Origin of the sequence: Aeromonas dhakensis (assembly GCF_000820305.1) — a bacterium.
Classification (GTDB): domain Bacteria; phylum Pseudomonadota; class Gammaproteobacteria; order Enterobacterales; family Aeromonadaceae; genus Aeromonas; species Aeromonas dhakensis.
Window position 1 is genome coordinate 21,128 of sequence record NZ_CDBH01000012.1, and the last position, 12,068, is coordinate 33,195.

9 protein-coding genes are annotated in these 12,068 nt (G+C 64.5%); 3 read left to right on the forward strand and 6 right to left on the reverse strand.

What is annotated here, in order from left to right:
- The first annotated feature begins 95 nt into the window (after nt 1–95).
- The gene (gene tyrS, locus BN1143_RS00800; protein ID WP_042049294.1) at nt 96–1,295 is read left to right on the forward strand and encodes a tyrosine--tRNA ligase; all 1,200 of its coding nucleotides are present in this window, start codon (nt 96–98) and stop codon (nt 1,293–1,295) included.
- Between the two features lie 79 nt (nt 1,296–1,374).
- On the opposite strand, the gene ygjK is transcribed toward tyrS, so the two are convergent.
- The 4 genes from ygjK to BN1143_RS00820 all read right to left on the reverse strand — a co-directional run bounded on the left by ygjK (nt 1,375) and on the right by BN1143_RS00820 (nt 6,860).
- The gene (ygjK, locus tag BN1143_RS00805; protein WP_042049295.1) at nt 1,375–3,855 is read right to left on the reverse strand and encodes an alpha-glucosidase; all 2,481 of its coding nucleotides are present in this window, start codon (nt 3,853–3,855) and stop codon (nt 1,375–1,377) included.
- A gap of 189 nt (nt 3,856–4,044) precedes the next feature.
- Complete coding sequence (locus BN1143_RS00810) at nt 4,045–4,842, reverse strand: helix-turn-helix transcriptional regulator (RefSeq protein WP_042049296.1); 798 nt, start codon at nt 4,840–4,842, stop codon at nt 4,045–4,047.
- 11 nt (nt 4,843–4,853) lie between these two features.
- Nucleotides 4,854–5,390: a YbhB/YbcL family Raf kinase inhibitor-like protein gene (locus tag BN1143_RS00815; protein WP_017778449.1), complete on the reverse strand. Its 537-nt coding sequence runs from the start codon at nt 5,388–5,390 to the stop codon at nt 4,854–4,856.
- A 213-nt stretch (nt 5,391–5,603) separates the two neighbouring features.
- Nucleotides 5,604–6,860: an adenylosuccinate synthetase gene (locus BN1143_RS00820; RefSeq protein WP_005303296.1), complete on the reverse strand. Its 1,257-nt coding sequence runs from the start codon at nt 6,858–6,860 to the stop codon at nt 5,604–5,606.
- 188 nt (nt 6,861–7,048) lie between these two features.
- Here BN1143_RS00820 and BN1143_RS00825 point away from each other — a divergent pair, with 188 nt between their 5' ends.
- On the forward strand, nt 7,049–7,957 hold the full coding sequence (locus BN1143_RS00825) for a LysR family transcriptional regulator (protein WP_042049298.1): 909 nt from the start codon (nt 7,049–7,051) through the stop codon (nt 7,955–7,957).
- Between the two features lie 70 nt (nt 7,958–8,027).
- Here the strand turns inward: BN1143_RS00825 and BN1143_RS00830 are convergent, their stop codons facing one another.
- Together BN1143_RS00830 and BN1143_RS00835 are read right to left on the reverse strand one after the other, a co-directional pair.
- A complete protein-coding gene (locus tag BN1143_RS00830; RefSeq protein WP_052444018.1) occupies nt 8,028–9,410 on the reverse strand; it encodes a TAXI family TRAP transporter solute-binding subunit in 1,383 nt (460 codons plus the stop codon).
- Between the two features lie 221 nt (nt 9,411–9,631).
- Entirely contained in the window at nt 9,632–10,771 is a 1,140-nt protein-coding gene (locus BN1143_RS00835; protein ID WP_042049300.1) for a MalY/PatB family protein, read from the reverse strand.
- A gap of 161 nt (nt 10,772–10,932) precedes the next feature.
- On the opposite strand from BN1143_RS00835, the gene BN1143_RS00840 reads away from it, so the two are divergent.
- Nucleotides 10,933–12,068: MFS transporter (locus BN1143_RS00840; protein ID WP_042049301.1), on the forward strand; the 1,136-nt coding region annotated here is incomplete at its 3' end.

A 12,068-nucleotide genomic window follows, 5' to 3' on the forward strand; every position in this document is an offset into this window, starting at 1 on the left:
GCCGGGAAGAATGTCGGAGTTTACCGCCTTTCCAATTGGCCCGCCATTCCAGTAATATGTCTGGCCCTGTGGAATCGTGATTGGAGAGTCAAAAAATGTCCCAGCTCGAGGTGGCGCTAGCCGAGATCAAGCGCGGAGCGGAAGAAATTCTGGTGGAAGAAGAACTGGTCGCCAAGTTGAAGGAAGGGCGCCCGCTGCGCATCAAGTTGGGGATGGACCCGACGGCTCCCGACATTCATCTGGGTCATACCGTGATCCTCAACAAGCTGAAGACCTTCCAGGATCTGGGCCATGAAGTGATCCTGCTGATCGGTGACTTCACCGCCATGGTGGGTGACCCCTCCGGCAAGAACGCCACCCGTCCGCCGCTCTCCGAAGAGGCCATCAAGCACAACGCCCTCACCTATGCCGAGCAGGCGTTCAAGATCCTCGACCCGGCCAAGACCCGCATCGAGTACAACTCCACCTGGCTCGGCGAGCTGGGTGCGACCGGCATGATCAAGCTGGCGGCCAAGCAGACCGTGGCCCGCATGATGGAGCGCGACGACTTCAAGAAGCGCTACAGCAACGGCCAGTCCATCGCCATTCACGAATTCCTCTATCCGCTGCTGCAAGGCTATGACTCGGTCGCGCTGAAGGCGGACGTCGAGCTCGGCGGTACCGATCAGAAGTTCAACCTGCTGATGGGCCGCGAGCTGCAAAAAGATGCCGGCATGGCGACCCAGTGCGTGCTGATGATGCCGCTGCTGGTAGGCCTGGATGGCGTCAAGAAGATGTCCAAGTCCGCTGCTAACTACATCGGCGTACACGACGCCCCGGGCGAGATGTTCGGCAAGATCATGTCCATCACCGACGATCTGATGTGGAACTACTACGAGCTGCTCTCCTTCCGTCCGCTGGCTGAAATTGAAGAGTTCAAGGCAGGCATCGCCGCCGGCACCCTCAACCCGCGCGACGTGAAGATCTGGCTGGCCAAAGAGATCATCGCCCGTTATCACGATGAAGCTGCGGCCGAAGCGGCCCACGAAGACTTCACCCAGCGCTTCTCCAAGAACGCCATTCCGGACGAGATGCCGGAAGTCGAGCTGGCACTGGAAGGTGAAGGTCTGGCCATCGCCAACCTGCTGAAAGATGCCGATCTGGTGGCCACCACCTCCGAAGCGCTGCGGATGATCAAGCAGGGCGCGGTCAAGGTGGACGGCGAGAAGCTGGACGATTGCAAGGCTCTCATCGGTGCCGGCACCGCCGTCTACCAGGTCGGCAAGCGCAAGTTTGCCCGGGTGACCGTCAAGTAAGTCGTCTGCCCCTGGCGCTGCCATAAGAAAGGCCTCCCTTGCGGAGGCCTTTTTGTTGGCTCATTTCTGCTGATAGGGATCAGCCCTCGGTTTTCAGGAAGTTGCGGTAGAGCATGTAGAGGTGGGCCGAGCTCCAGCTGAAGTTGCTGGCCCCCTGCATGGCGCCGGTCTCCGGGTTGTAGTTCTCGCGGATGGGGCCGCTGCCCGCCAGCCCCTCGGCGTTGGCAAACAGCTTGTTGACGAGCTGCTGGGCATCGATGCGATAGCCGTAGTTCTCCAGCCCCTTCACCCCGAAGTAGAACTGGTCCAGCCAGACCCGGCCGCGCCAGTAGATGTCGGGGTCGTAGGCCGGGTTGGTCAGCGCCGCCGTGCCGAGCGGCACCCTGGTGTTGAACTCCTGGGCATTGAGCATCACCTCGCGCACCCGCGCCGCCTTCTCCTTGTCCGCCACCTCGGCCCAGAGCGGGCTCCACCCTTCCGGGCCGCGGCCGCGGGCGGTCAACAGCTTGCCGACGCAGCCGTTGGCGTCGGGCAGATCCCCCTGGGCTATCTGGCGGTCGTAATAGAAGCCGGAGGCCTCATCGAACAGGCAGCTGTTGATGTAGCCCGCCAGCTGGGTCGCCCCTTCGCGGTAGCGGCTCGCCTCGTCCGGCTTGCCGAGCAGCTCGGCCATGTCGGCCAGGATGCGCTTCTCCTTGGCGAGGAAGGCGTTGAGCTCCACCGACTCCTGATCGATGGAGAAGCCGATGAGGTTGCCGTCGTCCTGATGGTTTTCGAAGAAGAAGACGTTCCAGTCCTGGCGCGCCTTGGCCATGTCGCCGCCATAGGTCTTGTCGGCATAGCGCTTGAGCTGATCCGGCTCGATAAAGCCGAAGCGGGCGGCGTTGTCCATGCCGGACTCCCAGCCGGCGCCGTGCTGGGCGCCGATATCCATGTCGGCGTAGCCGCCAACGCTCAATACCTGCTGATAGAGCGCCATGCCGGCGCAGCCATACCAGCCATCTCCCTCATCGGTGCAGCTCGACAGATCCAGCCCGGCCGGTACCCCCGTCGGGTACTGCACCTTGAAGGTGATGTTGCCGAACTCGTCGTTGTGCTCGACGTGGCGGGTGGCGCCATATTCGATGATGCCGTTGCGGTTGTTGTCCCGCGCCCGATACCACCAGTCGTGATAGGCCTGGATCTTCGGATACATCTCGGCGATGAAGGCTTTGTCCTGGGTGGCGCTGTAGATCTCCCAGATGGCCCAGGCGGAGAGGGGCGGCTTGGTGTCGCGCTCGTTCCAGTTGCCGCCGTCGCCACCGCGATCGGCGAGCTTGTTGTAGAAGACGGCGTCGATCACCATGCCGGCATCCTGCGGCCGGACCGGGTCATCGGCCTGGATCTGGTAGTCATACATGGCGCGCACGTTGTTCTTGGCTACTTCCGGGTTGAAATGGGCCATAGCGTAGGCGTGCTTCCAGCTGTCCCAGGCCCAAACCCCGTCGAACCAGCGGGCGGTGTTGGAGGGGGTCACCCCGTCGTGCAGGATGGCGCCGGCTGGGGAACGCCAGTTGCCGTTGAGGGTCTCCATCGCCTTGACCGCGATGCGTCGCTCCGATTCCGGGATCCCCTGATTGGAGAGGCCGCGCGCCAGGTAATCCTCCCAGCGGCGGATGGAGTCGTCGAAATGGCTGGCGGGGTCTGCCAGCAGCGCCTGGCGGCTCTGTTCGAAGCGGTCGGCGTCAGCACTGCTGTGGACATAGCTCTGCAGGGTGTAGATATCCTGCTGGCCCTTGGCGGCCAGGGTGAGGCTGGCCTCGCTTACGTAGCCGAGGCCCTGTTCGTCGAGGGTGGTGCGACTGGGCAGGGTGCGATCGATGCGGTAGCTGGCGCTGCCGCTTTGCATGATATTCCAGGTGCTGCGCAGTTTGCCGAACTGGAATGCCACGCCGCGCTCGGTCTGGCTGATGGTGCGGGTCCAGGCAGGGTACTGCTCGGCGACCGTCTTGTTGGCATCCCACTGGTTGAGCAGCTCCCCCTGCCAGTTGAGCTTGAGGGTGAGGGGGGCGTCAGTGTGGTTGATGAGACGGGTGCGAACCAGCGCAGTGCGGGCATCGCCATAGCGCAGCTCCAGCTCCAGGGTGAAGGGTTCGAATTCGAAGCGCTGCACCAGCGCCCCCGGGATGGCGTACAGCGCCTGCTTGCTGGCGCTGGTGAGCGGGAAGGCGCGGCCGCTCTCGTCGCTCAGGGTCAGCTTGTCCAATTCGCTTGCGAAGAACAGGCTGTACTCTTCGGCGATGACCATGGGGCCGGTAAAGCCACCCCATTCGCTGTCGCTGGCGGGCAGCAGGAAGCCGTGCCAGGCACCGAGATCGAGCAGCGGGTTGTATTTGAGGTTGGAGTAGCTGTCAAAGTCACGGAACTGGAGCGGGGTACCGCTGCGGTCGATCACGTTCTGATACTGGTTCGCCAGGGTGGCGCTGGGGGCGGCCGGGCTGCTGGAGTCATTGCCGTTGCAGGCAGTGAGGCCGAACAGGGCGACGCTCAGGGTGACGGATAGTAAACTTTTACGAAACATCTCTCGCTCCAATGACAGTTTTTGTAGGTTAAGGAAGGTGTTTTTTAGTGCTTGTTTTAGTGAAAGCGTTTGCGAGAGCCATTATAGGGCGATTTTGAGGGGATTATTGGCGCTGTGTCACAGTGCCGGAGGGGCTGGTGTGAGCCGGATCACCCGGTTACATAGCTTGATATTTTAGTAACCATTTACTTATCTGGCGGCAGCCAGCGAGAGAGAGGAGGGGCAGGTGCGCAGGTATTGATAGGGGGTCAGGCCGAACTCCTGCTTGAAGCGGGCGGCGAAGCGGCTGGGGGAGTCGTAGCCACAGGCGAGGGCCGTCTCCAGCGGTGCCAGCCCCTGCTGCAACAGGGTGAGGGCGTGGCTCATGCGCACCTGGGTCAGCAGCTGGCGAAAGCTGCGCCCCTCGGCGGCCAGCTTGCGCGCCATGGAGGCGCGGCTCATGGCGAAGTGCGGTGCCACCCCCTCCAGGGTGTGGTCGGCGCCCGGCTCCACCCCGAGGTAGCGGGCCAGCCGCTCGCCGAGGGTCATTGTGTGGGCGGGAAACAGCAGGTCGAGCCCGCCGGCGGCCTGCAGCTCGGCATAGAAGCCCTGCAGCAGCTGAGCCTGGGTGGCCTCATTGAGCCGCCGATCCGCCATGGAGCAGACCAGCTCGAAACAGAAGACCAGCGCCGGGCTGACCGCCAGGCGCGGCTCCCTGAGCGGGCCGGTCTGGGCGGCGCTGAGCCATTCGACGGGGGGCGGGGTCAGCAGGGTCAGCGCACGGGAGCGAAACTTGCCCTGCTCCGGCTGGTTGACGAAGGTGAGCTGGTGGCCGGCCGGGATCAGCAGCCAGCTCGCCTGATCGAACGCCAGACGCTTCTCCTGCCACCACAACTGCTTGTGACCCTGTTCCACCCAGATGATGGTGGGGGCGTAGATGAGCACCCGGTGCAGCGGCTGCTGGCGGATCCCGAGATAGTGGTGCAATTGCAGCAGCGGCGTGCTCATCCGGCGGATTCCTAGGGGGTGACGAAGGTGGCGGTCAGGGTGGCCTTGCCAAGGGCCATGCTGTTGAGCATGTAGCCTACCATGGCGGGCGGAGTGTCTGCCTTCACCTCCAGGGTCTGGGGCAGGGCCCAGGCGGTAAACTGGTAACGGTGCATGCCGTGGCCGGCGGGCGGGCAGGGGCCACCGTAACCCTGACTGCCGAAGTCGGTCTTAAGCTCCAGCCCCTGCTTGAGCTTGCCGGAGGCGTTGCTCGGCAGCTCGCTCTGACTGGCCGGCAGGTTCACCACCAGCCAGTGCCACCAGCCGCTGCCGGTGGGGGCATCTGGATCATAGGCGGTGATGGCGACGCTCTTGGTGCCGGCGGGCAGGTCTTGCCAGCTCAGCTGGGGCGAGCGGTTGTCGCCGCTGCAGCCAAAGCCGTTGAAGCTGAAGGCCTTGTCCATCAGCTGGCCTTCGTGGATGTCGCTGCTCTTTAGGGTCATGGCACTGGCGGGCAGGGCCGCCACGCACAGCAGGGAGAGCAGGGTGGTACGCTTGGCAATTTTCATGGTGAGGCTCCTCGGTGGATGATGGGATCAGTCTAGCGAAGAGGGGGAGAAGGTGAGTGACCCAACCGCTCAAAGTGACCTGCTTGCTGCCATGATATGAGTCGTTGTGTTGATTGTTGGTGAGCGCTGCGAAAGAGTGGTGGCACGCCAGGCATAAAAAAACCGGCATCCTGGATGCCGGTTTTTTACTGTGCTGACAGCTGATCGCGCGACTTAGCGCAGGATCATCTCGTCACGGCCCGGGCCGACGGAGACCATCGGCACCGGTACGCCCAGCAGCTCTTCGATGCGCAGTACGTACTGCTGAGCCGCTTTGGGCAGCTCGGCGAAGGTGCGGCAGCCGGTGATGTCTTCGCTCCAGCTTTCCATCACTTCGTAAACCGGCTTCAGACCGGCAGTTTGCGGCCAGATCGGGTTCTCGGTGTGGGCACCTTCGTAGGCGACGCAGATCTTCAGATCCGGCAGACCGGTCAGGCAGTCCAGCTTGGTCAGTGCCACTTCGTTGGCAGCCTGCAGCTCGACACCGTTCTTGGTGGCGACGGCGTCGAAGTAGCCGACGTCACGGGGACGACCGGTGGTGGCGCCGAATTCGTTGGCGATCTTGCGGAACTCGTCCTGGTTCTCCATGGCGGTCAGCAGGGTGCCGGTACCGACGGAGGTGCTGAACGCCTTGGCGACGGCGATGACGCGCTCGGGACGCAGACCCGGCAGGCCGCCACCGATGCCGGCATAGGCGCCGGAAACGTGGGAGGAGGTCACCCAGGGGTATTCGCCGTAGATCAGGTCACGGCCGGCGCCCAGCTGGGCTTCGAACAGCAGGGTCTTGCCTTCGGCCTGCAGTGCCTTGAGCGGCATGCTGACGTTGCAGACGGAGTCGATCCAGGGAGCGGACACTTCCAACAGCCAGTCGGCCATCTCCTGGGCGGTCTGGTTGAATTCGAAGGTCGGGTAGAGTGCCTTGAGCTGCGGCAGTTTCCAGTCGAGGAAGAATTGAATGCGCTCGACCAGTACTTCCGGCTGCTTCAGCCAGCCCACCAGGATCGCTTTCTTCATGACGCGATCGCCATAGGCGGGAGCGATGCCCTGACGGGTGGAACCGTAGGCACCGTCGCCCAGGCGCTGCTCTTCCAGGGTATCTTCCATGGCGTGCAGCGGCAGGCAGAGGGTGGCGCGATCAGAGATGGCCAGCTTGGGAGTGACGCCGGAGGCTTTCACTTCGTCCAGCTCGACGGTCAGTTTCTCGGGGCTGATTACCATGCCCGGGCCCAGCACGACCAGGCAATCCGGGTTGAACACACCGCTCGGAACCTGGTGCAGCTTGAAGGTGCCAAGGTCGTTGACGACGGTATGGCCGGCGTTGTTGCCGCCCTGGAAGCGAATGCTGGCGCCGGCTTGGCCTGCCAGATAATCCACGATGCGGCCTTTGCCTTCATCACCCCAGTTGGCACCTACGACTACGATAGACGACATGACTCTTTCTCCTAAGACGTTAGGCGATCATCCTAGGAGGCTCAGGAGGATTAGAAAAATTAATTATCTTTATAATTCCGATAAGAGAGTCATATAATTAAGGTGAATTTATCGGCAAACTGCCCCCTCTGCCGTACCGGCATCCCCGTCAGGGGCCTGTGCGGCCGTGGCGGCACAAGAGGATCCCCATGCTGGACATCCACTGGCTGCACACCTTCGTCACCCTGGCTCGGCTGCAGCACTTCGGCCAGACCGCCACCGAACTGCACATGACCCAGCCCAATGTGAGCCTGCACCTCAAGAATCTGGAGCAGGCCACCCGGGTCAAACTCATCGAGCGCAGCCCGTTTCGGCTGACCCAGGCCGGCGAGCGGCTGCTGCAAAGCGCCGAGCGCGCCATCGCCGAGCTGCAGCTCTGCCAGTCCGATCTCAACGCCCTCAACCAGCTGAGTCAGGGGACGCTGGCCATCGCCGCCAGCGACATCATCTCGCGCCTGCTGCTCATTCAGCCGTTCCAGCGCTTCAAGCAGGAGTTCCCCGGCATCGACCTCACCCTGTTCAATACCACTTCGGATCAGGCGGCTGAGCTGGTCAAGGCGGGCAAGGCGGATCTGGGTTTCGTGATGGCGCAAAAGCGCAGCGAGCCGCTGTTCTACACCGAGTTGCAGCAGGTGACCTGGTGCGCGCTGGGCCACGGTCTCGCCCGCTGGCAGGCGCGGGCGCAGGCGGGGGAGAGCGATCCCCTCGACGAGCCGACCCTGATCCTGCTGGGGCACGACACCCGTACCCGGGCGCTTATCGACCCCTCTTTGCCGCTGCTCGGTCTGCCCAGCTGTCGCATCATGGAAGTGGGCAGCGTGGACGCCCAGCTTGACTGGGCCGAGGCGGGCTTCGGGGTGGCCATAGTGCCGGACTTTTCCATTCACCCGCGGCTCAAGCTGACCGCCCCGGTGACCCGGCTCACCGATTTCCCCGGCACCAGCTTAGGGTATGTGGTGCGCCAGAACCAGGTGCTGTCGCGCGCCATCAAGCAGCTGCTGCACTGGGTGGAGCAGGAGATCCAGCGCCCGGCGCCGTTGCCGGACGCCGGGGCGTGAGCCCAGCCAATATCGAAACAAAAAGAGGCCACCCTTGGGTGGCCTCTGTCGTTGTGGTTGTTTGGCGGTCTTACTGGGCAGGCGTGCCCTCTGCGGTCGGTGAGGCGCCGCTTGGTGCGGCCGGTGCCGGTGCTGTCGATGCCGGTTCGGCGGGGGCCGGTGAGGCAGGTTGTGCCCCGCTCACCACGGCAGAGGGGCTTGGCGCAGCCGTGCCGGTCAGCGTGCCGCCCTGCTCCACGGCGGCCCCTTCGAGCACGCTACTCGCACCCGGCTCGGTGGTTGTGGCTGCCGAGGGGGTCGGCAGCAGGGCACCAGGCGTCTGCCCGGAGGAGGTGGCGGGCGTGCCTTCCGGGGAGGGGGCGCCCGTCTCGCCGGCAGCTTGCTTCGCTTCCTCACCGGCGGGGTGTGCCACCTCGGTGGGCTGCGCCGCTGACGTTGCCAGGGCCTCCGAGGTCGCCGGAGCCGGGCTCAGGGTCTCGGGCAGCAGGGTGGGCGGAGCATCCGCCATGCCGGTGTGGCGCGGCACTTCCGCCTCACCCAGCATCCCCTCCAGGGTGAGCTGGGTCAGTGCCGGGTGGAGGCGGGTGAACTGCTTGAGACGGCCGCTCAGCACGTCGCGCACGGTGCGCACCTCGCCCTCTGGCAGGCTGGCCAGTGCCACCAGCTCGGCGGTGACGGCGAAGGTGTTGATCCCGCTGGTCTGGCCCGGATAGAGGTTGGCGCCGATGCGGCCGCGCTGATAGTAGGGGTGCTGCTTGAGCAGCCTGTCTATCTGTTCCCCCTCGATGGGGATGAGGCGCGCCTTGCAGCGGCCGGTGAGATCGCCGATGGCCTGATTGGGGTGGCCCGCCACCACGAAGGCGGCGTCCAGGGTACCGTCACAGAGCCCCTCCAGCCGGTTGTTGGCCGCGGCTGGGATGACGGGGGCAAAGCTCTTGGCCTGCCAGCCCATGGCGTCCAGCAGAGCCTGGCTGGTGACCCGCTCCCCGGAGCCCGGGTTGCCAAGATCGACCCGCTTGCCTTCGATGTCGGCCAGGGTGTTGATGTTGCTGGTGGCGCTGGCAAGCAGGGTCAGCGACTCCTGATGGAGGCGGTATAGGCTGCGCAGCTGATCGGCGGGGGGTTGACCCTGAAAGGGGCCCGTGCCGTGAGCGGCGTGATGCAGCACGTCCGACTGCACCAGCGCCAGCTGGATGTTGCCCTGCGCCAGCGCCTTCAGGTTGGCGAGGGAACCTGAGGTACTCTGCACCGAGCAGTGCAGGCCGTGGCTGCCGCTCTCTTCATTGAGCAGCCGGCAGATGGCGCCGCCGGTCGGGTAGTAGACGCCGTTCAGCGGCCCCGTACCGATGGTGAGATAGGTGGCGGCCTGCAGGGGCAGGGCCAGGGTTGCTGCCAGCCAGGGCAGGGCTCGGCACAGCCGGATGGGCAGAAGGTGCAAGACGCGTTGGAACATAGTGAACCGGATCATTGGCTGATAAAAAGGATGGGTCAGCCCCATCCCGGTTGGCATCGGGCCGTTACCCGCAAGAGGGCGGCCGGTGCCGTGTTGGGTGGCCCCTGGCGCCCCGGGATGGCCGGGGTGGGGCGTCGCCAAAATATACCCTATTGCGTGCGGATACGGATCGGGTCGGACAGATTATATTGCGGGGTCGGCTGGCGCCGCCCCGCAGGGGCTCAGCGGCGAGCCAGGATGGCCTTCTCCATGCGGGCCAAGGCCTCGACGAGGCGAGCCCGGGTGCAGCCGAAGTTGAGCCGCACGAACTGGCCGTCGCCAAACTGGGCACCGGGGGAGAGCCCCACCCCGGCCTGCTCGAAGAAGGCGATGGGATCGTCCAGCCCCAACGCGCTCACGTCGATCCAGGCGAGGTAGGTGGCCTGATGGCGCGCCAGCTTGATGCCGGGCCAGCGGGCGACCGCCTGCTCGATCAGCGCCAGGTTGGCGGCCAGGTAGTCGAGCTGTTCGCTGAGCCACTGTTCGCCCCCTTCATAGGCCGCCTCGGCGGCCACGAAGCCCAGCAGGTTGACGTCGGCACTGATGCCGCGCATCGCCTGCTGCAGCTTGAGGCGCAGACGGGCATTGGGCACCACTGCGAAGGCGCAGCAGAGCCCGGCGATGTTGAAGGTCTTGCTCGGGGCCATCATCACCGCCGAACGCTCGGCCGCCGCCGGGCTGATGGCGCCGTAGGGGATGTGGAGGGCGTCCTTGTCCAGCAACAGGTCGCAGTGAATTTCATCGGAGCAGATCACCAGGTTGTGGCGCTCGGCGATGGCGTCGATGGCCAGCAGCTCCTCGCGGGTGAAGACGGTGCCGCCCGGGTTTTGCGGGTTGCACAGCAGCAGCAGATCCGCCGCCGGCGCCTGGCGTTCCAGCTCCTCGATATCCAGCACCCAGCGGCCGGCCTCTTCCACCATGGGCACGGTGAGCAGCGGCCGGTCGTTGAAGCCCGGCGCCTGCAGGAAGGGGTAGTAGACCGGCTTGGGGGTGATGATGCCACGGCCGTGCTGGCTCCAGGCCTTGCAGGCCAGGTTGAGACCGGGTACCACCCCGGGCAGGAAGACGAGCCACTCGGGCTGGATGGTCCAGCTATAGCGGCTGGCCAGCCGCGTGATGATGAGTTCGATCAGCCGGGGAGAGGGGCGGGAGTAGCCGAAGATGCCGTGGGCGACCCGTGCCGTGAGGGCCTCGACGACGGCAGGGGGGGAGACGAAGTCGGTGTCGGCGACCCACATGGGCAGCACGTCCTGTCCCTTGTACTTGTCCCATTTCAGGCTCATGGTGCCGCTGCGATCTATTTCCCGGTCAAAATCAAACATGTGAAATCCTTATGCTGGCCAGTGGGCTTTCACTGTACGGGGTCGGGGACGGGGTCGCAAGCCTTGAGGTGGCTCTTGATAATGACATAAAATAAGCGGCGCCATTTCATGCACTTGCCGAATTTTGGCCAGTTTTCTTCCCTCCAATCAGTGGTAATTCTATGCGCTTGTTGACTGCTGCCCGCAACAGGACGGATCCCGTCTCTCTCTCTTTTCTGGCCGTGACCTTCATGACCGGGGTGGCGGTGGCGCTGCAGGTGCCCACCCTGAGCCTGTTCCTGGCCGAGGAGGTGCAGGTGCGCCCCTTCCTGGTGGGGCTCTTCTATACCGTCAACGCGGTGATCGGCATCCTCATCAGCCAATGGCTTGGCCATCGCTCCGACAACAAGGGGGATCGCAAGCGACTGATCCTGCGCTGCTGCTTCGCCGGCGTGGTGCTCTCCCTGCTGTTTGCCTGGAACCGTCAATACTGGCTGCTGGTGAGCCTGGGGGTGCTGCTGGCAAGCCTGGCCGCTACCGCCAGCCCCCAGCTGTTCGCGCTGGCGCGGGAATATGCCGACAGCCGCAACAAGCGGGCCGACATGTTCAGCTCGGTGCTGCGGGCCCAGTTCTCGCTGGCCTGGGTGATAGGGCCACCCATCGCCTTCGCGCTGGCAATCGGCTACGGCTTCGAGGTGATGTACCTCGCCTCCGCAGTGGCCTATCTGCTCTGTGCCTTGGTGGTGTGGCGCTGGCTGCCCTCGTTGCCGCTGCCGGTGATGGACAGCGAGGTGGAGCGGGTCAGCAGCTGGCGGGATCCGTCGGTGCGCGCGCTCTTCATCGCCTCCACCCTGATGTGGACCTGCAACAGCATGTACCTCATCAACATGCCGCTCTACATCACCCGCGAGCTGGGGCTGGAGGAGAAGCTGGCCGGGGTGCTGATGGGCACGGCGGCGGCCCTCGAGATCCCCTTCATGCTGCTGGCGGGTCACTACACCCAGCGTTTTGGCAAGCGCCCCATGATGCTGCTGGCGGTGCTGGCCGGGGTCGGCTTCTACGTGGGGCTGGTGACCCTGTCGAGCCAGCATGCCCTCATTGCGCTGCAACTGCTCAACGCCATCTTCATCGGCATCGTCGCCGGCATCGGCATGTCCTACTTCCAGGATCTGATGCCGGGCCGCGCCGGGGTGGCGACCACCCTGTTCGCCAACAGCATCCGCACCGGCTCCATCATGGCGGGGGCGATAGCGGGGACTGTGGCGGAGATCTGGAGCTTTCACGGGGTCTTCATGGTGGCCATGGGGCTGGCGCTGCT

Coding starts and splice junctions, on each gene's coding strand:
- tyrS (WP_042049294.1), top strand. CDS start 96: ATGTCCCAGCTCGAGGTGGCGCTAGCCGAGATCAAGCGCGGAGCGGAA.
- ygjK (WP_042049295.1), bottom strand. CDS start 3,855: ATGTTTCGTAAAAGTTTACTATCCGTCACCCTGAGCGTCGCCCTGTTC.
- BN1143_RS00810 (WP_042049296.1), bottom strand. CDS start 4,842: ATGAGCACGCCGCTGCTGCAATTGCACCACTATCTCGGGATCCGCCAG.
- BN1143_RS00815 (WP_017778449.1), bottom strand. CDS start 5,390: ATGAAAATTGCCAAGCGTACCACCCTGCTCTCCCTGCTGTGCGTGGCG.
- BN1143_RS00820 (WP_005303296.1), bottom strand. CDS start 6,860: ATGTCGTCTATCGTAGTCGTAGGTGCCAACTGGGGTGATGAAGGCAAA.
- BN1143_RS00825 (WP_042049298.1), top strand. CDS start 7,049: ATGCTGGACATCCACTGGCTGCACACCTTCGTCACCCTGGCTCGGCTG.
- BN1143_RS00830 (WP_052444018.1), bottom strand. CDS start 9,410: ATGTTCCAACGCGTCTTGCACCTTCTGCCCATCCGGCTGTGCCGAGCC.
- BN1143_RS00835 (WP_042049300.1), bottom strand. CDS start 10,771: ATGTTTGATTTTGACCGGGAAATAGATCGCAGCGGCACCATGAGCCTG.